At 35.0% G+C, this 19,243-nt stretch carries 30 protein-coding genes and 1 pseudogene; 16 read left to right on the top strand and 15 right to left on the bottom strand.

The genetic code is table 11. The features are described 5' to 3' along the window. Positions 1 to 560: 560 nt before the first annotated feature. The 11 genes from IPP61_00005 to IPP61_00055 all read left to right on the top strand — a co-directional run bounded on the left by IPP61_00005 (position 561) and on the right by IPP61_00055 (position 5,141). Positions 561 to 782, top strand: coding sequence for a hypothetical protein (locus IPP61_00005; protein ID MBL0323562.1), 222 nt, complete (start codon positions 561 to 563; stop codon positions 780 to 782). Between the two features lie 141 nt (positions 783 to 923). Beyond that, positions 924 to 1,091: a hypothetical protein gene (locus IPP61_00010; GenBank protein ID MBL0323563.1), complete on the top strand. Its 168-nt coding sequence runs from the start codon at positions 924 to 926 to the stop codon at positions 1,089 to 1,091. A 96-nt stretch (positions 1,092 to 1,187) separates the two neighbouring features. Further along, positions 1,188 to 1,352: a hypothetical protein gene (locus IPP61_00015; protein MBL0323564.1), complete on the top strand. Its 165-nt coding sequence runs from the start codon at positions 1,188 to 1,190 to the stop codon at positions 1,350 to 1,352. After that, positions 1,336 to 1,563, top strand: coding sequence for a hypothetical protein (locus IPP61_00020; protein ID MBL0323565.1), 228 nt, complete (start codon positions 1,336 to 1,338; stop codon positions 1,561 to 1,563). Before IPP61_00015 ends, IPP61_00020 begins: the two co-directional genes overlap by 17 nt. Then, positions 1,541 to 2,275 (top strand): hypothetical protein, encoded by a 735-nt coding sequence (locus IPP61_00025; GenBank protein MBL0323566.1) that lies wholly within the window; start codon positions 1,541 to 1,543, stop codon positions 2,273 to 2,275. Before IPP61_00020 ends, IPP61_00025 begins: the two co-directional genes overlap by 23 nt. Positions 2,276 to 2,379: 104 nt before the next feature. After that, entirely contained in the window at positions 2,380 to 3,012 is a 633-nt protein-coding gene (locus IPP61_00030; protein ID MBL0323567.1) for a response regulator transcription factor, read from the top strand. An 81-nt stretch (positions 3,013 to 3,093) separates the two neighbouring features. Further along, positions 3,094 to 3,336 (top strand): hypothetical protein, encoded by a 243-nt coding sequence (locus tag IPP61_00035; protein MBL0323568.1) that lies wholly within the window; start codon positions 3,094 to 3,096, stop codon positions 3,334 to 3,336. Then, positions 3,323 to 3,490 (top strand): hypothetical protein, encoded by a 168-nt coding sequence (locus IPP61_00040; GenBank protein ID MBL0323569.1) that lies wholly within the window; start codon positions 3,323 to 3,325, stop codon positions 3,488 to 3,490. The genes IPP61_00035 and IPP61_00040 overlap by 14 nt, the downstream gene beginning before the upstream one ends. 16 nt (positions 3,491 to 3,506) lie before the next feature. Further along, complete coding sequence (locus tag IPP61_00045; GenBank protein MBL0323570.1) at positions 3,507 to 3,713, top strand: hypothetical protein; 207 nt, start codon at positions 3,507 to 3,509, stop codon at positions 3,711 to 3,713. 23 nt (positions 3,714 to 3,736) lie between these two features. Continuing rightward, positions 3,737 to 4,756 (top strand): hypothetical protein, encoded by a 1,020-nt coding sequence (locus IPP61_00050; GenBank protein MBL0323571.1) that lies wholly within the window; start codon positions 3,737 to 3,739, stop codon positions 4,754 to 4,756. A 55-nt stretch (positions 4,757 to 4,811) separates the two neighbouring features. After that, positions 4,812 to 5,141, top strand: a complete 330-nt coding sequence (locus tag IPP61_00055; protein ID MBL0323572.1) for a LytTR family transcriptional regulator — start codon at positions 4,812 to 4,814, stop codon at positions 5,139 to 5,141. Positions 5,142 to 5,531: 390 nt separating this feature from the next. On the opposite strand, the gene IPP61_00060 is transcribed toward IPP61_00055, so the two are convergent. The 14 genes from IPP61_00060 to IPP61_00125 all read right to left on the bottom strand — a co-directional run bounded on the left by IPP61_00060 (position 5,532) and on the right by IPP61_00125 (position 15,079). Next, positions 5,532 to 6,101: a DUF1572 family protein gene (locus IPP61_00060; protein MBL0323573.1), complete on the bottom strand. Its 570-nt coding sequence runs from the start codon at positions 6,099 to 6,101 to the stop codon at positions 5,532 to 5,534. Between the two features lie 181 nt (positions 6,102 to 6,282). Beyond that, positions 6,283 to 7,575, bottom strand: coding sequence for a hypothetical protein (locus IPP61_00065; protein ID MBL0323574.1), 1,293 nt, complete (start codon positions 7,573 to 7,575; stop codon positions 6,283 to 6,285). A gap of 179 nt (positions 7,576 to 7,754) precedes the next feature. Then, positions 7,755 to 8,315: a hypothetical protein gene (locus IPP61_00070; protein MBL0323575.1), complete on the bottom strand. Its 561-nt coding sequence runs from the start codon at positions 8,313 to 8,315 to the stop codon at positions 7,755 to 7,757. Then, positions 8,287 to 8,436: a hypothetical protein gene (locus tag IPP61_00075; protein ID MBL0323576.1), complete on the bottom strand. Its 150-nt coding sequence runs from the start codon at positions 8,434 to 8,436 to the stop codon at positions 8,287 to 8,289. The genes IPP61_00070 and IPP61_00075 overlap by 29 nt, the downstream gene beginning before the upstream one ends. Positions 8,437 to 8,615: 179 nt before the next feature. After that, the gene (locus IPP61_00080) at positions 8,616 to 8,990 is read right to left on the bottom strand and encodes a cupin domain-containing protein (protein MBL0323577.1); all 375 of its coding nucleotides are present in this window, start codon (positions 8,988 to 8,990) and stop codon (positions 8,616 to 8,618) included. A 330-nt stretch (positions 8,991 to 9,320) separates the two neighbouring features. Next, a complete protein-coding gene (locus IPP61_00085) occupies positions 9,321 to 9,623 on the bottom strand; it encodes a hypothetical protein (GenBank protein ID MBL0323578.1) in 303 nt (100 codons plus the stop codon). A gap of 393 nt (positions 9,624 to 10,016) precedes the next feature. Continuing rightward, on the bottom strand, positions 10,017 to 10,754 hold the full coding sequence (locus tag IPP61_00090; GenBank protein ID MBL0323579.1) for a DUF4240 domain-containing protein: 738 nt from the start codon (positions 10,752 to 10,754) through the stop codon (positions 10,017 to 10,019). A 575-nt stretch (positions 10,755 to 11,329) separates the two neighbouring features. Then, a complete protein-coding gene (locus tag IPP61_00095) occupies positions 11,330 to 11,482 on the bottom strand; it encodes a hypothetical protein (GenBank protein ID MBL0323580.1) in 153 nt (50 codons plus the stop codon). A 122-nt stretch (positions 11,483 to 11,604) separates the two neighbouring features. After that, positions 11,605 to 11,994, bottom strand: a complete 390-nt coding sequence (locus tag IPP61_00100; GenBank protein ID MBL0323581.1) for a DUF418 domain-containing protein — start codon at positions 11,992 to 11,994, stop codon at positions 11,605 to 11,607. Between the two features lie 122 nt (positions 11,995 to 12,116). Continuing rightward, positions 12,117 to 12,677 carry a hypothetical protein gene (locus tag IPP61_00105; protein ID MBL0323582.1) on the bottom strand — a complete coding sequence of 187 codons (561 nt, stop codon included), beginning with the start codon at positions 12,675 to 12,677 and terminating at the stop codon, positions 12,117 to 12,119. 11 nt (positions 12,678 to 12,688) lie between these two features. Beyond that, on the bottom strand, positions 12,689 to 13,204 hold the full coding sequence (locus IPP61_00110) for a GNAT family N-acetyltransferase (protein MBL0323583.1): 516 nt from the start codon (positions 13,202 to 13,204) through the stop codon (positions 12,689 to 12,691). A gap of 104 nt (positions 13,205 to 13,308) precedes the next feature. Beyond that, positions 13,309 to 13,497 (bottom strand): hypothetical protein, encoded by a 189-nt coding sequence (locus IPP61_00115; protein ID MBL0323584.1) that lies wholly within the window; start codon positions 13,495 to 13,497, stop codon positions 13,309 to 13,311. 18 nt (positions 13,498 to 13,515) lie between these two features. Then, a complete protein-coding gene (locus tag IPP61_00120) occupies positions 13,516 to 13,869 on the bottom strand; it encodes a Crp/Fnr family transcriptional regulator (GenBank protein ID MBL0323585.1) in 354 nt (117 codons plus the stop codon). Positions 13,870 to 14,188: 319 nt separating this feature from the next. After that, on the bottom strand, positions 14,189 to 15,079 hold the full coding sequence (locus IPP61_00125; protein MBL0323586.1) for an NAD(P)-dependent oxidoreductase: 891 nt from the start codon (positions 15,077 to 15,079) through the stop codon (positions 14,189 to 14,191). A gap of 191 nt (positions 15,080 to 15,270) precedes the next feature. On the opposite strand from IPP61_00125, the gene IPP61_00130 reads away from it, so the two are divergent. Continuing rightward, positions 15,271 to 15,549: a hypothetical protein gene (locus tag IPP61_00130; protein ID MBL0323587.1), complete on the top strand. Its 279-nt coding sequence runs from the start codon at positions 15,271 to 15,273 to the stop codon at positions 15,547 to 15,549. 177 nt (positions 15,550 to 15,726) lie between these two features. Here IPP61_00130 and IPP61_00135 read toward each other — a convergent pair. After that, positions 15,727 to 16,508, bottom strand: a pseudogene (locus tag IPP61_00135) (Fic family protein). A 213-nt stretch (positions 16,509 to 16,721) separates the two neighbouring features. Between IPP61_00135 and IPP61_00140 the strand changes: the two are divergent. From IPP61_00140 to IPP61_00155, 4 genes are all read left to right on the top strand, one after another. After that, a complete protein-coding gene (locus IPP61_00140) occupies positions 16,722 to 17,003 on the top strand; it encodes a hypothetical protein (GenBank protein MBL0323588.1) in 282 nt (93 codons plus the stop codon). Between the two features lie 198 nt (positions 17,004 to 17,201). Beyond that, positions 17,202 to 18,539: a hypothetical protein gene (locus tag IPP61_00145; protein MBL0323589.1), complete on the top strand. Its 1,338-nt coding sequence runs from the start codon at positions 17,202 to 17,204 to the stop codon at positions 18,537 to 18,539. 124 nt (positions 18,540 to 18,663) lie between these two features. Then, positions 18,664 to 18,981, top strand: a complete 318-nt coding sequence (locus IPP61_00150; GenBank protein MBL0323590.1) for a hypothetical protein — start codon at positions 18,664 to 18,666, stop codon at positions 18,979 to 18,981. Beyond that, positions 18,978 to 19,243: hypothetical protein (locus tag IPP61_00155; GenBank protein MBL0323591.1), on the top strand; the 266-nt coding region annotated here is incomplete at its 3' end. The genes IPP61_00150 and IPP61_00155, both read left to right, overlap by 4 nt.

The raw sequence follows: 19,243 nt of genomic DNA on the forward strand, positions 1-19,243 counted from the left end.
TGGCGTTAAAACTACAATTCCTTTTCATCTTAAACTCATGGATGACCCAACCTTCCAGTCGGGGATATTCAATACGAGCTTTTTGGAAAGTTTTGATTTTTCTGATTTGTGAAGAGAAAGTTAGGAAGTTAGTAAGTTGGAAAGTTAGTAAGTTAGAAAGTTAGTAAGTATTTATAAGTAGAAGAAGCCGGGGGACTCCGGCTTTTTTTTGCATAAAAATCCTGGTTGTGATTTAAGAGGAGGAGCTTTTTTTTCTCCTTTAATTTTCCATAAAATAAAATTCAGTGGGCTACTATTTGACCTTAAAATTTATTCTGCAAATTTTATGTCAACCCTGATTCTAATTTTATTATGATTTTATTGAAAACTCTAAAATTCAAACCAATCAGACTTCTGACTTCTTCCTATTTGGTTTATTCTTTCCTTCTATATTTTACCCAACAAACTCCAGGCACAGGATCCTGCAATTATTCCTAAAACAAAGGATTCATTGGCAATTTTCATTAAAAATTATACTAAACCAGATACCGTTTACATAAAGGGCCATAAGGCCCTATGCTTTGAAATTAATTTATGAAGACCTCAATTTTAAGAAGGCTGATTCTTTGGCGAATGTACAAAAAGCCGTTTCTGAAAAATTGAACTATGGCCGTGGAATCTATTTCAGTTACCTTATCAAAGCCATAATTGCAACCAATAAATCACAGCCCAGAGAAGCTTTGAGGAATTTGAAAAATTGTCTGGAAGTCGTTACCAATTACAAATTGACCCTTCTTTGGTAGAAGCTTCACTGAATAATATTGCCGTTGCCTTTTGATGACCTTTGGACAACGTGATAGTGCCTTGGTTTATGCCATGAGAGCCATAGAAGTGCAGGAAAAAACATAAAGATTATCAAACTTCCTGATAGTGGCCCTTATGAAATGGTGGGAGACATTTATAAATATGATAAAAAATATGATAAGGCTATTGAATACTATTTGAGAGGTCAGCAATTGGCCACAAAATATGACAATATAAAAAATGTTGCGATATCGGAAAATAGTATTGGCAATATTTACGATTTAAAAAACAACCTCAAGAAGCCATAAACACTACAAAAGGCCCCTGGAATTGGCTGAAACCGAAAAGTATTTGCTTTTACAAACCGATGCTTTGTCCAACCTGGGCCGTATGTACACACACAATTGAAAAACTATCCCGAGGCTCTGAAGTATTTAAATAAAAACCTTGAAATATGTAAAGTTGCCGAATCTGCCAACGCTTTGAGCACGGCTTATTTGGCATTGGGAGATGTTTATATGATGCAGAAAAATATGCTCAGGCTGAAAATATTTGAAAGAAGCCCATAAACTTATCGATCAAATTGAGGATATTTTAGACAAAAAGCAACAGTATCTGCCCTGGTTGATTTTTTATGCTGAAACCGGCGATTTCAAGAATGCTTACAAGTTTTCAGTGCAGGAAAAACAATATGCAGATTCTTTGGCGGCTCAAAATTCCGAACAATTGCGTCAGGATTTGATATCAAAGTATGAAAGTGACAAAAAGAAGAACAGATAAAAAGTATTGCAGGAGGAGCAAAAAAACGCTGCCTTTAGACCAAAATACCTGGATTTTCGGTGCCATATTCGGCATTTTGCTGGTTGGTTTTGCATTTGCTTATGTGGTTTCCAGAAACCGTCTGAAACAATTGCAGGCCTCGCAAAAACTCCGCAATCAAATAGCCGCAGACCTACACGATGAGATTGGAAGTACGCTGAGCAGTATTTCTATACTTTCAGAGTTGGTGGCATTTCAACAAAAGGAGCAATTTAATCCTGAAATCATGTCTCAGGTAAGCAATGATGCCAGAAATGTAATTGAAAAAATGGATGAGATCATCTGGACCATCAACCCCGACAATGATGAGTTTTATAATCTCGAAACCCGGCTAAAATCCTATGCTATTCCCATGTTGGAGTCCAAAGACATTGATTTCAAATTTGATTTTTCACCTGAGCTTGAAAGTGTCAAAATAGATATGGGCATACGTAGGGACATCTATTTGATACTGAAAGAAGCCATAAATAATTTGGTAAAATATAGCGAAACTAAAAGTGCTCACATTGAGGGAAGAGTTGCAGGTAACAAATTAATATTCAAAATTATAGACAAAGGAATTGGCTTTGATATAAAAGAACATACGGATAGAAATGGTCGGAAAAATATGCACAGCCGGGCGAAGAAAATTGATGCTGATCTGGACATTCAAAGTGAAGTTGAAAGGAACTGAAGTTATTTTGTCCATAAAGTTCTGAACATAAAAACCATATATATATCTGATTGCTTACTTAAAAAATAGTATTCACTTTGCCTTTATTAAAAATGAGCCAAAACGTGATCAAAGTAGCATTGTGCGAAGACAACCTTACCCTTAGAACCAGTTTGGCCCATTTGCTGCAAAATTCGGAGGAGTTTGAATTCCTCGGGGCTTATGAATCACCAATTGAAATTCTTCAGCATTGTAAAAATGCACTTTCAGACGTGATTCTGATGGATGTAGATATGCCTCAAATGAATGGCATAGAGGCCACCAAATTGGTAAAAGAGCAATATGAAAATGTAAATATTTTGATTTTGACGGTTTTTGAAGACCGCGACAAGCTTTTCAGTGCATTACAAGCCGGAGCTTCGGGCTATTTGCTCAAAAAATCCAAAATAATAGAGATCATTGAGGCCATTCATGAGATTTACAATGGGGGCTCACCCATGACGCCGGCTATAGCCCGAAAAGTTCTTGAGTTTTTTGCACAGCCTAAAGTCGTTAAGAATACAGAAAACAACCTATCAGACCGTGAACTGGACATTTTGAAATGTCTCGTTGACGGCGACTCTTACAAAATGATAGCTTCAAATTGTTATATAAGTATGGGTACGGTGCGTAGCCATATTAATAATATATACAAAAAACTACATGTAAATTCAAAGTCTGAGGCGGTGGTGAAAGCTTTGATGGACAAGTTGATTTAGCTAAAAACCATATATTTATCCGATTGACGAGCATGGATGGTTTACGGAATTTTGTACCGAAACCAATCAAACTTGTTAGCCATGAAGAAGATTTTGTTTGCTTTATTAATTTCTAATTTCTGTTTCGGACAACAGTCTATTACAATCTCGCCTACTGATGCTACTCATTTGAAAATTTTCCAAAAAGCAGGAACTGCACAATTAACAATTCAAGGTGATGGTGACCTCCCAACTCCCCCAGTTTTTTTGGGGGTACAATTGGCCATTCTAAAATTCAATTGCAAAGTTTTGTTCCTTCTCAATCATGGGGATGGAAAGCTATAACAGTATTGACTTTAACTCAGCTTTTAGTATTAAACATACTTACACACCCAACCCATCATATTCTCCCGATGAATTTGGAATTTATGAAGGTACAGATTCGATATTTTATTATTCAGGTAATAGTGGTAAAATTAATAGCGTAGCTTTTTCATAGCTCAAGTACCAGTGATATGTTACAATTACATAATAAATCGACATTGGCAAATGGAGTTGAAAATAGAATATTTTTCCGAACTGGTTCAAACTATTCGGGTGCTATAAAAACCATTGGCAAATCAGAAACAGAAGCGAGAATGGGTTTTTTTACAAATGCAATTGGCAATGCTGGGCAACTTCAAGAAAGATTTTCTATACTAAATGATGGAAAATTGGAATAAATACCACTACTCCACAGTATCAAATGAGTTTTAAGGATGATCTGGGTGATAAAATATCATTTTATGGCGGCAACTTAAGCAACTCCACCAATCATTATGGTTTTGGCATTCAGGCTTCAAAATTTCAATTGTTTACACCATCAGATGTTGACGACATAGTTTTTGGTTATGGAAGAAGTGGGGCTTTTACAGAGAATGTTAAATTTAAAGGAAATGGTAACATTGGTATCGGAACAAGTACTCCCAATGCTCCACTTCAATTTGCCTCAACTATTGCCAACCGCAAAATTGTAATGTATGAATTCGCAAATAACGATCACCAATATGTAGGTTTTGGAGTAAACGGAAATGCCTTACGTTATCAGGTAGATGTTCCAAATGGCTCTCATGTATTTTATGTGGCAAATAATGCGTCATCGTCAACTGAACTAATGAGGGTAAATAGTACCGGATTAGGCATAGGAATAAATAACCCAGCCGAAAAACTCCATGTTGCAGGAAATATTCGTGCATCCGGTTTAGCGGGAACAGGAACAAGATATGTTTATAGCGATGCCAATGGCACCTTAACAACTAGCCCGCAAACAAAATACTTAAGTATTCATCCTTCAAAATTTAAGCCTTCGATAGGATCTGATTTTACTAAAATCAATTATACCAATGATTTATTAGGATTTAACCCTACTACTCAGGGTGCTGTATTCTCCCCAATTGAGTTGCCTCATGGAACTCAGGTAACTGCCTTAAAGTTCTATTTTGTCGATAATTCTACAACTGATGATTTAGTTTTTAAATTGATGAGAGTTAATTTCCCGACATTGAATGGCGGTGCATTTTTAGTTTCGGAATTTCAAACTCCTTTACCAAATAATAATACCTACCGGAGTGGAATAGTAAATCTTAATTCTCCATTAACCATAGATAATCTTAATAATTCCTATTTTATCGTAATTGAACCCCGGTTACAAAGCACAATTGGATCCGGAACCTGGCAAGTAAATACATTGAAGGCTTCTTCAGTAGTAATTACGTATAATGAATGAATTTAAGTCTTAACCTTTCACCTCATTTGTTGTCTATTACAAAATAGATGAAACCATGAAAAATAAACCCCGCCAAAGTCATTTGCTGCTCATAGAAAATGCCGAAAATGATGTGATAAAGCTTGAAGGAATACAGAATTACACCAAGTTTGTATTTGAAAATGGCAGCTACATCATGATGTCATATACCTTAAAAAACTATCAGAATTTCCTGAAATTTCCATTTGTAAGAGTAAGTAAATCATTTATTGTAAACCTTAATTTTTGTTCTGATTTTTCACCCGGAACTAAAAAACTGTGGGTTTCTGACGGCTCTGAAATCCAGATTTCGAGAAGACGGCTGACTGAAGTATCTGTAAACCTGGAGAAACTTTGGTTAGTTTAAGGCAATTCCTTCTGAAACTATTTTTGGCAATAAAAAGAGTGCAATTTGCTCCGATAGATTCCTGGACTCATAAATCCTTATAAATTTACTTAAAAATAACCTTTCATTATAAAGCAACGAAAACATTTTACTAAAGAATGAAATCATTTTACTAAGCAATGAACTTTCGTTATAAAGCAACGAAATCATTTTACTAAAGAATGAAATCATTTTACTAAGCAATGAACTTTCATTATAAAGCAACGAAAACATTTTACTAAAGAATGAAATCATTTTACTAAGCAATGAACTTTCGTTATAAAGCAAGGAAAACATTTTACTAAAGAATGAAATCATTTTACTAAGCAATGAACTTTCATTATTAAGCAACGAACATGCATTTACTGGCAGTTATTTTTTCTTGTTTATGTACTCGTCTGTAAAATGTTGTTTATGTTTCGGTTTTGAAAATTTGTCAGCGTTATATTCTTTTGAGTTTCCTTTTGGAATAGAAAGTGAAGTCCAATTTTCATTGCATAACAATTTTCCGATAAACACAATCTGTCCAACGTGATAAGGATAATGAGCCAGTTGTCTGTTTATTGCTTCTGTTATTGTATGTCCTTGATTTCGTATAAATATTTCTCTGGTCAAATCTTTTGCTGTCAACGGATTTATTGCAGTAAATAAGCAATTCCATCCTTCGTTCCATTTTTCTAAAAGTTCTGTTCTGTCAGCTATGTCATTGTCAAATTCTGCATCTCTTTGCCGCCATTCTTTTTCTCCGTCAGTGGTTAGAAAATCTGTCCAACGAGAAAGCATATTTCCCCATAAATGTTTTACAATTGTTGCAATACTATTACTCTCTTCATTTAACTGTATGAAAAGTTGTTCGTCAGTTAGTTGAGAAAATGTTTTTTCTCCAAGCATTTTGTAATACTCAAATTGTTTTTTCGCACTGTCTAAAAAGTCGTTTTCCATATAATTTCTATGCAGTTAATTTATTTCAGTTTACTATTATTGCCACCAACTGTTCCCGGCTTATCTATATGCCGATTTTCAGCCCAATAATTCAATCGATTTAATCCTTTGAACCTTTCACAAATATTATTCAGAAGCACTTCTGCCGCCAATATTCCAAAATGCTCTTGTGCTATTTTGCTTATTCATTCATCAATCTTTTAATATTGTCAGAGTTTAATCCTTCGTTTAAAAAAGTGTTTCTTATTTTGATATATTTTTCTTTGTCATTCTGCATTCTGTGTCCGTCTTTGAAAAATATAAGTTTTGAATTGGGATACGCTTCCTGTATTTTTTTATTGATTTCGTCTGAAAAAACAACATCTTCTGTTCCTTTCAAAATCAAGATTTCTCCTATAAATCCACTGCGGTTGATTTTAAATTCTTTGGCCGGAATTTTATTTTTTTGGTGATATTCCAATACATCCGAAACTCCTTTTGACGAAAGTTCATACAGCAGATTTGTTTCTTTTTCACTATTATATTTCATCAAATCATAGCCAACTAACTCAAACCATCGAATCCTTGACATAATTTCTGAAGGTGGTTTTATCATATAGTTGAGTACGGTAAGATTGTTAACGGGTTTGATTTTATAACTAAACAAACTACCCCCATTTTGTATTTTTTCAAGCAATTTTATTTGAGCTTCTTTGGGTGATTTTTCTGTCCTTCCCATTTGATAAAGAATGTTTGAAAGACTTTGTTTATCTATGGAAATTTGAGTTAAAATTTGGCTCAAAATTTTAGCTCCTTTAGGATTAAATTCATTAAAATCCGGCGAATATTTTATTCCAAACTGTTTAGCTAAATCAGGTGCTCCCGTTGATTCCAGAATTACACGATTTACATTTTTCCCGTATTTGGAAATGTATTGTTGAGCCAAAACACCCGCTCCGGATGCCCCAAAAACATTGATTTTATCTTCTTTTCCTAAAATTCCCCTTTTTATCAAATCCAATCGCACAAATTCTATGTCTTCAATTTGTTGATCGGAATTGAATAATTTTAAAGCCTTGTCATAATTTACTTTTCCGTTATCATAGACTTCAGGAAAAAGTAAAGGAGAGTGTCCTCTGACAGCAATCAACACATAAGAATTTCCTCTTAATACATTTTCAAAAAACTGAAAATCTGTTTCGGTATCGACTAATTGCATTTGTCCGTCTGTCAATAAAAACGTTATGTTTTTACTTTTATAAAAATTTGGACTTAGGAGATAAAATCCTTTAAAAGTTTCTTGCCCTGGCTGTTGGTGGTCAACCGGGAAATTGACATAGAGATGAAAACTATCTTGAGGCATTTCTGCAAAGTCTTCATTCAGGCCAATTCTTTTTGTTGGAATTTTATAAAAATCACTATGCAAATACCACAAAACACCTGCAATTATGGTCAGTACTATGAATGTTATTAAAAATAATTTAGTCTTTTTCATTAAGCTATTTTTTTGCATTTTGGTGCGTAGTATTTCGCCCAAAGCCCTGTGCCTTTAACCGATGGGAAAATAAAATACCTTCAGATCAGCCCTTGTACAAAAGTATATTAAAATTCCTAATGTTCAATTGCTTCCACCAGCCCCCACTTGACCCAAACTCATGTAACGGTTCGGCTTTTTTACTTCTGTTTGCTTATTTTATTCTTTGTTATATAAAGTTCGTGTCCAAGTGTGTCGTTTTTATAGTATAGCACCAAATCAAATTTGTTGTCTTCAATACCGTACTTTGTAGGTCTAATTACTGCGAAATCATAATATTTAACTTTTCTTCTGTTGAAGTTAGACTGTTCGAAATAAATGGTGTCGTTTGAAATTCTAAACGTCCCTTTTACTTCTGTCACACCGAAACAAACATCACGTTGTCTAAATTCGTGATTTTCTTTAAGTTTTAGAATTGAAGTACAATTTCCGCCGCCTTCACGTGTTGCAATTAAAATGTCAGCACCTTTAAGTTTGTCAAAGTCCACAAGTCCAAATGGTCTAAAAATTGTCAATGCCAAAACGACTGTCAGCAAGGCAATTTTATAATTTCTTAGTTTATATTTAAATTTCTCTTTTGTCGCAAAATAAAGTTGTCTGAACAATGTGATAAAAAGTCCTACAAAAACTACGACTAAAATCAAAAAGGCTGGAAATGTCAAAATTCCAAGTTTAGCCTCCCAATAGTAAGTCGTATTCACTAAAAGGAAGAAAATAATTGTCGTTATAATTAGTCCTTTGTTCTTCAATGTCGATGGGTATTTTATTTTTAACCTGACCGCCAACGTACAAGGTTTTGATAGGGTGGGAATAAAATTCCATCAGCTCAGCCCTTGTACAAATGTATATTAAAATTCCTAATGTTCAATTGCTTCCCCCAGCCCCCACTTGCCCCAAGGACACGTTGGTAGTCCGTTGCTTTTGTGGTTCGTTTACTATGTCAGTTATTCTTGTCCAAACATTTTCTTAGAAGTCTGTCTGAAAGTAAATGTTTGTCACTGTCAAATCCAACCTAATTCTTTTACTGTCATTTCACTCTCAACATTTCCTGTGTGAAGAGTGGCTTTGGGTTCAAATAGCAAGTTAAAAACTATTTCTCCGTTGGTATGTGGTCTATGTTCAACGCCTTTGGGAACTATTAAGATTTCTCCCTCTTTGACTTCAACTGTTCTTCCGTCACGAAAGTCCATTAGAAGTGTACCTTTAAACACCATGAAAAGTTCGTCTTCGTTGTCGTGGCTATGCCAAACAAAGTCGTCTTTGAGTTTACAAAGTTTAACATATTGACCGTTAAGTTCGCCAATAATGTGAGGTGTCCATTGCTTATCAAACAGCGAAAATTTGTCTAAAATGTTGATTGAATTAATTTCCTGCATATTATTTTCTTTGATTAAATACTTTGAGACGCTTTCAATATGATTACCAAGATTTTGCTGCTTTGTGAAGACTGGAATTTTCAGCACTAAACTATTTACTTTTCAAAATTTTACTTTTTCTTCTTTCCTATCCAGCGAACACCGAAACCCCACTTGCGGGCAGCTTGCTGAAAGCACTCGTTTTTTCACCTCTCAATTATTTCAATTATTTGTTTGATGTATATACCAATTATCAGTCAAGATGTGATATGAATTATTCGGTTTCACATTTTTTGTCCAATAAATTATTCCTAGCCTAACATCTAAAAAGCCCCAAAGTCCATAATAAATTCAATTTTCTGATTTTGTAATAATATATACATCCAATTTCTTACAAAGTTTAAGAAGATTTTCTTTTTCAGACTCTGTCAAAACTCCATTCTCGTCGTTTATTATATTTTTAAATATTTCAATTTCACCTGTTTTATTTATGAGAATATTTTTTACTGCTGTCAATTCAGCTTGATTACTTTTCAAGAAAATTAAATACGAACTCTTTACAAATATTGGTTCTGTCAACCATTGAACTGCCACAGAGAATAAAATCACAAGTGTCCAAATGAGTTTTGATTTGGTAGTCTCTTTGCTAAACAAAATTGACAAGTAGAATACTGACGAAACCTAAAGTCCTCCGAGTAGTAGAAATTGATAAATCACTTGTTGGCGGCCAAAAAATAAGAAACTAATTATCACTGAAAATAGTCCAAAAGTTAGACCGATATGCTTAATCTTAAATATCATTGTTTTAAAATGAGTGCCAAGGTACGATTATTGCCGATGTTATGGGATTTGAAAGACGTCAGCTCAGCACAAGTACTAAAGTAAAATTGAAAAACAAATGAACAGGCACTTCCGTCAGCCCACAATATTGGCAATAATATGCTGGTGGTAAGCATTTTTTGTTCGATGTTGTGTCCACGAGCGAGAAATGTAAAATCAAAGTCGCCAGAATTAATCAATAAATTGTCCATGAAAAATATTATTTATTTAGAACCCTAATTTTTCACATTTCTTTGAAAGTTTAGGGAATTTAATCTGTAAACTATCATCCTCTTCCTGCCAATCAAATACCATTTCTGGTAACGGGTACGAATTTAATTTGTCGTGAAAGTCGTCTAAATTAGTTTTCTGTTCATATGCAGTACTTGCGGAATACATTATAGATTCAGCTTCACATTCGCCAATATTCTCCTCATTTATGTATTTCATTAAACTTTCAGGGTTTTCCCATGCTTCATAATATGCTTTTTGCCCTTTTGCGATTACCCATGCTCTGAAATATTCAAAAGCATCATCAGAACAACCTCCATTTATTAAATATGCTGCTCCCCACCAGTCTGACCGATACGATTTGCTATGAAGTTCAATAAATATGTTACCAAAGTCAATAATTTCCGAAGTTGGTCGGCTTGAAAGGAGTTCAGTAACTAAATCTGCTTGATAGTCCGCATCGCCTTCTGAGGATTTCTTAGCTCGTTCAATAATGTTCCAAAAATCAGATTCACTAAAATGGGTGTTATCGTCATCTTTATATCCTTTTTTCATCTTTTCAGCAACTAATTTGTTTGCTTCTTTTTCTGCTTCAAGATTAGTTTGAAACTCTTTTAAGTCAGCACGTCCTGCCGTCCCAATTTTTCCAAAGACAACGGTCAAAGTTGAATTTTCTACTGAAACACGCCAGAATTTATTAGAAGAATCGTCTTGAAATATTAAATTTTTTGTCATACTTTTTAGTTTACTTTTTTCAAAAACTGGTTTCAGAAATCGCTGTCCAAGCGTCCGATGGTCATTTTTTATGCTTACCGCCAACAAGCACATTCCCGAAACTCATTTTACTAGTTTCGTAAATATCTGTTAAGGTTATTATTACTTGTATTTGATAAAGTTCTTAATATGTGTACTTTATGAGAATTGTTGTATTTCGTAAATATTTCCATGCAGTGATTGGTCTTTCGTGAATCTTATATATCTGTATCAAATATAATTATCTGTTTTTTATATTTCAAATTATATGTTTTGATTTTAAATCTTTGGGTTAGAATCTTGATCCGGCAAAAGCCTTGGGGGGGAAGGGTGTTTATTGTTAGGTTATTTTTTATTGCTTTGGCCCAATAATGCTTTAATTTAACCCAGCGTCAGTTATGTTGTATATGTGTTGAATTTCACAAACTATTTCTTAAGGATATGAACAAGTTTTTTTGATTTCATGTCTCTTTTTTATCAAACCTGTTTGCTAAGATTCCCTCATCGAAGGTACAATTTGTGGTCTTTGGTGCTGAAAATAATCACCATCCATTCCATTAAACTTTATTAATTCGTTTTTTGGTAAAATCAATTTCCGGCAACACTGCCCCAAAAACAAAGTCAATTCCTTCATTTCTAATGTAATTTGACGCACTTAAATAAGAATAATCAGAAGCTTTCGAAACGATTGCCGGCCACACAGAATTCATGAGAATATGGTTGGGCTTAATCCCAAAGAATTTTTCCGGAAAATTACTAAGGGATAATTACCTTCCAACGGTTTAATCAAAAAATGAAAGTTTCTACCTTATTTCAACCGAAATGACTGCATTTAACCGAATGTGAGAGACCGCCAAAGCCACTCTAAAGGGCCATATTTAAAGCGGGTAAGCCACCAGCGACTATACAAAAGTTGAAGTCTGTAAATCAAAAAGGTCATTAGCAAAAGCCAGGCCGCATTAACTTTGCCTTCCAGATCAAAAATGCGAAAAAAACTTACACAAATAATTGTTTGTACCATATAATTGGTCAATGCCATACGTCCAATATACCCTAATGAATTTAGGTATTTTCCGATGTTGGGACGTAAAGAAAGTATAGACAAAGTACACACATACACCGCAGACAAAGCCATGTCGCTAAATCCCTTAAGTAAGGTTTCTGTTCCGCCTGGTTCGGTGGTAAAAATAAAAGCAATGACCCTTAGTCCTGCTGGAAACAATTAGGCCAAAGATGATGACTTTTAGAAAAGACCTTTGTATTGTGGCAATTTTTCAAAGACCCTGAGCCGACCCACAATTCTCCCCAGGAAAAACACACCCATGATTGAAGTACCCATATGCTTTAATCCAAAAAGATACTTTTCAGAATACCATCAGAGGGAGATCCTATACCATCCCCAAAAAGATTGGGAAAGCCAGCTACTATTCCTGATGAGAATATACACAAAACAGCCAAAGTAAGTAGCCATTGATTTGACCACTTCCGAAAAGCCAGCAAAACAAAACCCAAAATAGCATAAATTCGCAGTACATCGCCCCACCAAAAAAGAGAATGCAAAATACCAAAGCCTAAAAGTATCAACAATCTGCGGGGATAAAAGGACAAAATATTATTTCCTTTGGCCCCGGCTCTTGTTAATTGCACCGAAAATCCCAAACCAAATAAAAAAGAGAAGATAATAAAAAACTTTCCTTCAGTAAAATATTTGTTAAACCCTAAAGCCAGTTGATCGTACCAATCAGCAGTCTCCTGATTAAGAATCATTTGCGAAAAATCGTGATTGGGCATTGAAAACGCCATAATATTCACTGCTAAGATTCCAAAAACAGCAAATCCACGCAGGATATCCAAAATGTAAATTCGCTCGTTGAGCGGTACGATTTGATGATTATCTTGTGCCACCTGAGCCAATATTAATGGTTATACTTTACTTTTTCAAATCGGAAAGAATAATCTAATCCATCGACGCCTGTGTTTGGAAGATTGGGATCCCGGTAATATGGATTGAAAAATTCTACAATCTTAAAACCGCATTTATTCACATAAAAATGAATGTTTCGTTTCTCGAAATATGGTGTGTGAGTTTCCCAAACGAGGGTTTCGGGATACATTTTTTCCACCATCGCCCATGCATCGGTACCAATGCCTTTGCCATGGGCATCGGGATTAACGAAAAACAGGTCTAAAGAGTTATGATGTGTTAATTTATTGATAGAAAGAATAATGCCACCCACCCAAGCACCATAGTTAAGAATGCGGTACGCAACCGAATTTTCATTCTCCAGTGATTTTTCAATGTCTTTTTCCGGCAAAACCATCTCGTCTGATTCTCCAAATTCTTCAATATAAGCTTTCTGAAAAGCGATTTGATTGTTTTTGATAAACTGCTCTTTATCCCCTTTTTGCAATATTTCTAATGTGATTTCCATTTCGTTATATTTTGGACAAAATTACAACGATAAGGAAGGTTAGATTTTGATGTTTGTCAAAAAAGGAGCCGATTCAGCGGGGTATTGCATAAAAAATTCTTGAATCATTTTTTACGGATACGGCTTATCGTTTCGAGCGTTACTCCCAAATACGAGGCGATGTGTCCCAGGGATACTCTTTGCAATATTTGGGGAAAATCCCGGACGAGTTCTTCATAGCGTTCGGAAGCTGAAAGAGTTTGTAAGGAGAAAATCCGGTCTTCCAGAGCAAGTGAATAGGCTTCTGTGGCCAATCGTTCTATGGTGTTGATTTAGGGATAAAGGTCACACAATTTATACAAATCATTTCTTGAAATGGAAAAAATAATACTGTCTTCCAAAAATTGAATATTCTCTTTGGCAGGAAGCTCAAAAAAGAAAGTTCTCGTAGAGGTCAATACTTCATCTTCAATTGCAAAAAGTGAATTTATCTCCTTATCGCCTTTTCGATAAAACATCCGAACCAACCCTTTTTCAATAATAAATAGTCCGGAAGAGGTTTGTCCCTCTTTGATATAAAAACTACCCTTTTTTCGCTCTTGACGCACGACTCTTCTGTGAAATTCCAGTTCGGCCTCAGGCGAAATTGTTCCAAACTTCTTAAATTCTTTAATCAATGGATTCATCGTATTATGTAATTTTTTCCTGTATGCATAATTTTAAAGGTATCCGGGGGGATCGTTCACAAAGGCTTTTGATTGTAATTGATTTTTTATTAGTTACATTTTTAAGTTTCCCGGCAGCCGACACAAAGAATGGTATTGAGTGTTTTTTTAATATTAAACAAATTGCCGTTTAAAAGTCGATTTAAGGTCTATTTTTAGTTAAAAAAAACGTCTGACTTCAAAATTTCCCTAAACACTGCACAGACAATCAAAGTATTTTCATTTGATTTATTAAATCCGTTACTATTTATAATGAGCCAATTAGCCAGGCCCATGAATCTTACACACTTACATATTTCCTCCAGTTGTGCTGCTCTTTGAAGCCCAGCATTTCCCGGATCTTACGGTTGGAAAACAAAGCCTCGTGCTCATCCAGCTCTCTGCTGAGGGGTACATTGGGGAAAAACCTTTCGAGTAATTCCTTGTTGGTCAGGATGGCTCCTTTGTGGTCATTGCCGGCATTGAAAACCTGATAACCCAGACCGTCTTTCTTCAGACAAAGGTCCACGATCTGCCCCAGGTCACGGGCATCGATATAACAAAACGCATTGCGGCGGCGTACCTCCGGGTGTTTGAAATAATGCGGAAACAGCTCCTGATATTCGTGCGGCTCCATCACATTGCCGATACGCAGGGCATAAATATCATAACCCGAGCGACGCTGAAATCTCCTGGCAGTTTTGTCGTTGATCACTTTCGACAATACATAGCTGTCCATGGGGTCCACGTCATAGTCTTCTTCAAGCGGCAACACTTTGGGGTCGGTGAGGCCATCTGCAAAACAGATACCATAGGTAGTCTCCGACGAAGCGATGATGATCTTCCTGATGCCCAGCTTCACCGCAGCCTCTATCACATTGTAAGTACCCACGGTATTGACCCTGAAAGTCTCGTTGTCGGGCTTGATGAGGATTCTCGGCACAGCCGCAAAATGTACCACGGCATCAAACTTAGGTATGCCTTTACCGCCCTCCAACTCATGCAGGCCTGTGTAGGAACTCATCGCATTAAACATCTGCCCGGAGTCGGTGATGTCGGCGATCAGATTATCTACCCCCGGGTGATGCAATGGCGTAAGATCCACATTGAGCACCTGATGCCCCTGCTCCAACAAATAAGGCACCACATGCCTCCCCGCCTTTCCTGATCCTCCGGTAAATAGTATTCGCATTGAAAATGGTTTTGTTTGTAAAAGTAAAAAAACAAGGCTGGAAAACAAAAAAGGCGGGGCAAGCCTGAGACTTTCTTATAATTTTTATTTCAGCACAAAAGCCGGATATTAAAAGCTGGTATTATTACATTTAGTTTTAGAAACTTCATTGACCGGAACGCTTAAATACTTCAAAAAAAGTATTCAAGTAAATGCAAAAGCGTTTTTGTAAGCCAACAAACATGCGTTACAAAGCAACAGATGTTTTTTGTAAGCCAACAAACATGCATTACAAATCAAGAAATGTTTTTTGTAAGCCAACAAACATGCATTATAAAGCAACAGATGTTTTTTATAAGCCAACAAACATGCGTTACAAAGCAACAGATGTTTTTTGTAAGCCAACAAACATGCATTACAAAGCAGGAAATGTTTTTTGTAAGCCAACAAACATGCGTTACAAAGCAAAAAACATTTCAACTAAGATTTGACATATACTGAATCAAGTAAAACATATATCAAATTAGATTCAGCGAATGTTGAATCAAGTAAATTATATGTTGAATTAGATTTGGTGAATGTTGAATCAAGTAAAACATATATCAAATTAGATACAGCGAATGTTGAATCAAGTAAAACGAACAATATTTAAAAAAGAGAGGCAAGGTTTATTTTGAGAGATTCAATGCCTCGGGGAGCATCGATACAAACGGGAGTGCTTTCCCAAAATTTAGTTCATCATATTCTAAGCCTAATGCTCTGAGATTTCGATAATACCCCTGATGTTGCTGATAATACATTTTCTCGCTCTGAATTAGCCAGGCTTTTTCTCCCAATTTCTCTGCCATAAACCATTTTTCCAGCAGGCGGGCACTTCGACCATTGCCATCGGTGAAGGGATGAATTTTGGCAAATACCAAATGAATCATGGCGGCAAAATAAAAACCTCTTCAATGCAAAGTTCAGAATGCAACAATAAATCTATGTCGGCAAACAAGCGGCTCATTTCCTCTTGCACTATTTGAGGCCGGGCAGCTACATATTCTATCTTGCCATCGTCAGTGGCTACAAACATATTTTGCACCCGGTATTTTCCTTGCCAGGGTTTTGCAACCAGATGTTTGCTTAGTATCTTATGGGCTTCTTGTAGATTGGTTTCAGTGAGGTTGTTGTTTTTAGCAAAAAGATAAGCTTCATAAAGGTCGTCAATCTTTCGGGTATAATCGGGCTGAAAGGCTATCCCTTCTCTCTTGTGTTTAATATAACTATCCAGTTCAATGACTTCTCCTTCAATTTTACTGCTAAAAACAGTTGCTACCGAGGTATAAAAACTAAAGTTAGGTGTAGAAAGCTCAGCCTCTTGTAATGAGTCAAAAGACTTTTGAATATCTCCTGAAATGCAGCCAAGATATTCTTTTAACAAGACCTTACTTAATATTTGCAATTGCATTTTGTGCTTTTCTGAAACTTGAGCCTTAGAAGTCCATAAAATAAAAAAGGCGAGTTGCCCCGCCTTGAATGTTTTCACAACGGAATAATCCTTATTGTGATTTGCTTTCGTGTTGTAAATTTATTAGCTTTTTTTTTAAATCCTACAAAAAATGATAAATTTTTATTAGCTTTAATTTCTTTATTTAACACAATAAAAAATATCCCTCAAAAAATGAAAACAATTCTAGGATTAGACCTTGGCACGACTTCAATAGGATGGGCCTTAGTAAATGAAGATGATGATTCTACGAAATCTTCGATAATCAAATTAGGTACAAGAATTATACAATATGATAATTTTTCCAAAGTAGATAAGACGGGAAAAGTATCAGAATCAAAGGATCCTGTTGGAGATTTTATTGCAGGAAGGGGACTTTCGCCGAATGCCGATAGAACAGCCAAAAGAGGAGCCCGAAGAAACCTCGACCGTTTTCAGCTCAGGAGGAAAACCTAATTGAAGCTTTAAGAAACCATAAAATAATTGATGATAACTTTGTTTATGCCGAAGATTCAAAGCATTCTACTTTTTCAAGTTATAAAGTTCGTTCTAAAGCGGCCAGTGAGGAAGTTGCACTTCCAGATTTTGCCAAAGTGCTGTTAATGATTAACAAAAAAAGAGGATACAAAAGTAGTAGAAAAGCCAAGTCCGAAGATGAGGGAATGGCTATTGATGGAATGGCCATCGCTAAAAATATATGATAATGATTTAACACCAGGTCAATATGTCCTACAGCGATTAAAAATAAACAAAAAGTATATTCCAGATTTTTACCGCTCTGATTTGCAAAATGAATTTAATACAGTTTGGGAAGTTCAAAAATTACATCATCCTGAATTATTAACCGATGAGTTTAAAAAACAATTATCGGGAAAAGGATTAAAAGCGACAAAAGATATTTTTCTTGCAAAGTATAAAATCTATACTTCTGATAATAAAGCCCAGGATAAAACTCTTCAAAAATATGAGTGGCGGGTTAAAGCTTTAACTGAAAAATTGGACCAAGAAGTTTTAGCTTATGTAATAAGTGAAATAAATAGTAATCTAAATAACTCTAGTGGCTATCTGGGTGCCATCAGCGACAGAAGTAAAGAACTGTTTTTCCAAAAAAAGACAGTTGGGCAATATTTATACGAACAACTTAAGAAATCGCCTCATGCACGGCTAAAGAATCAAGTGTTTTATCGGCAAGATTATCTTGATGAGTTTGAAAAAATCTGGAATGTCCAGGCACAATTTCACAAAGGACTAACAGATTCACTAAAAGTTGAAATTAGAGATATTGTGATTTTTTATCAGAGAAAGCTAAAATCCCAAAAACATTTAATTTCTGTTTGCGAATTCGAAAAGCATCATAAAGTAATTCCTAAATCATCTCCATTGTTTCAAGAATTTAAAATTTGGCAAAATCTGAATAATATTGAGATAACAAACCTAAAAACAAAAGAAATCTCAATACTAGATGATGAAGCACGTAAATATTTATTCGGAGAACTAAATTTAAAAGGTAAACTTAGCAAAAAACAAATAATTGAACTTCTTGGCTACGAAGACAAAGATTATGATTTGAATTTCAAAGAAATTGAAGGAAATAATACCAATAAAAATCTTTTTGAGGCATTTAGAATTATTTTGGATAGGGAAGGATACGAATTAGACATGTCAGAGCCTTCCCTTGAGATTAAAAATCAAACTAAAATTTTATTAAATGAAGCAACTATAAATACCTCAGTCTTGGATTTTGACCCTGAAATCGAAGGCAATAGTTTTGACAAACAACTATCATATCAACTTTGGCATTGCTTGTATTCAATTGAGGAAGATAAAGAATTAATAAAAGTTTTAAACAAAAATTTTGGCTTCAAAGAAGAATATGCGAAAATATTGTCAAATATTTCGCTACAGGCTGACCATGGCAATTTAATGCAAAGCCATAAAAAGATTATACCTTTTTTAATTGCTGGTAATAAATACAATGGGCATGTGCATTAGCAGGATATAACCACTCAAATTCTAAAACCAATGAAGAAAATGAAGCCAGAGTTTTAAGAATCAACTCGAAATACTTCCGAAAAACAGTTTAAGAAACCCGGTAGTAGAAAAAATTCTTAACCAAATGGTTCATGTCGTTAATTCAGTAATTAAAGACCAAACATTAGCAAGGCCCGATGAAGTAAGGATTGAACTTGCACGAGAATTGAAAAAAAGTGCGAAAGAGAGAGATTTAATGTCTTCGAACATCGCTAAAGCAACGTTGGACCATGAAAAATTCAAAAAGGAAATTCAATCAGCTCCTTTTAACATAAAGAATCCAACCAGGAATGATATTATTAGGTATAAACTTTACCTCGAATTGGCTACCAATGGACATCGTACCTTATATTCTAATACTTACATTCCGGCTGAACAACTTTTTCAAAAAACTTCGATATAGAACATATTATACCCAAATCTAAATTATTTGATGATAGCTTTTCAAATAAAACTATAGAGAAGAGAGATGTAAATATTAGAAAAGACGACATGACTGCTTTTGATTTTGTAAATAAAAATTATCAGAAAGAAGACATTGAAAAATTCAAAATGGTGGTTGATAGGTTATATAGCGAGAAAATAATAAGCAAAGCGAAATATAACAAACTTTTATTGCCTGGAAATAAAATACCGGAAGGATTTATTGAAAGAGATTTGAGAGA

It is taken from the genome of Cytophagaceae bacterium, from assembly GCA_016722655.1.
GTDB lineage: Bacteria > Bacteroidota > Bacteroidia > Cytophagales > Spirosomataceae > Leadbetterella.

Excerpts from the sequence above, each read along its gene's own strand:
- IPP61_00145 (MBL0323589.1), top strand. The coding sequence starts at position 17,202 with ATGAGGGAATGGCTATTGATGGAATGGCCATCGCTAAAAATATATGAT.
- IPP61_00065 (MBL0323574.1), bottom strand. The coding sequence starts at position 7,575 with ATGAAAAAGACTAAATTATTTTTAATAACATTCATAGTACTGACCATA.
- IPP61_00010 (MBL0323563.1), top strand. The coding sequence starts at position 924 with ATGGTGGGAGACATTTATAAATATGATAAAAAATATGATAAGGCTATT.
- IPP61_00040 (MBL0323569.1), top strand. The coding sequence starts at position 3,323 with ATGGAAAGCTATAACAGTATTGACTTTAACTCAGCTTTTAGTATTAAA.
- IPP61_00075 (MBL0323576.1), bottom strand. The coding sequence starts at position 8,436 with ATGGAATTTTATTCCCACCCTATCAAAACCTTGTACGTTGGCGGTCAG.
- IPP61_00090 (MBL0323579.1), bottom strand. The coding sequence starts at position 10,754 with ATGACAAAAAATTTAATATTTCAAGACGATTCTTCTAATAAATTCTGG.
- IPP61_00120 (MBL0323585.1), bottom strand. The coding sequence starts at position 13,869 with ATGAATCCATTGATTAAAGAATTTAAGAAGTTTGGAACAATTTCGCCT.
- IPP61_00045 (MBL0323570.1), top strand. The coding sequence starts at position 3,507 with ATGTTACAATTACATAATAAATCGACATTGGCAAATGGAGTTGAAAAT.
- IPP61_00055 (MBL0323572.1), top strand. The coding sequence starts at position 4,812 with ATGAAAAATAAACCCCGCCAAAGTCATTTGCTGCTCATAGAAAATGCC.
- IPP61_00125 (MBL0323586.1), bottom strand. The coding sequence starts at position 15,079 with ATGCGAATACTATTTACCGGAGGATCAGGAAAGGCGGGGAGGCATGTG.
- IPP61_00110 (MBL0323583.1), bottom strand. The coding sequence starts at position 13,204 with ATGGAAATCACATTAGAAATATTGCAAAAAGGGGATAAAGAGCAGTTT.
- IPP61_00060 (MBL0323573.1), bottom strand. The coding sequence starts at position 6,101 with ATGGAAAACGACTTTTTAGACAGTGCGAAAAAACAATTTGAGTATTAC.
- IPP61_00140 (MBL0323588.1), top strand. The coding sequence starts at position 16,722 with ATGAAAACAATTCTAGGATTAGACCTTGGCACGACTTCAATAGGATGG.
- IPP61_00050 (MBL0323571.1), top strand. The coding sequence starts at position 3,737 with ATGAGTTTTAAGGATGATCTGGGTGATAAAATATCATTTTATGGCGGC.
- IPP61_00150 (MBL0323590.1), top strand. The coding sequence starts at position 18,664 with ATGGTTCATGTCGTTAATTCAGTAATTAAAGACCAAACATTAGCAAGG.
- IPP61_00130 (MBL0323587.1), top strand. The coding sequence starts at position 15,271 with ATGCAAAAGCGTTTTTGTAAGCCAACAAACATGCGTTACAAAGCAACA.
- IPP61_00095 (MBL0323580.1), bottom strand. The coding sequence starts at position 11,482 with ATGAATTCTGTGTGGCCGGCAATCGTTTCGAAAGCTTCTGATTATTCT.
- IPP61_00080 (MBL0323577.1), bottom strand. The coding sequence starts at position 8,990 with ATGCAGGAAATTAATTCAATCAACATTTTAGACAAATTTTCGCTGTTT.
- IPP61_00035 (MBL0323568.1), top strand. The coding sequence starts at position 3,094 with ATGAAGAAGATTTTGTTTGCTTTATTAATTTCTAATTTCTGTTTCGGA.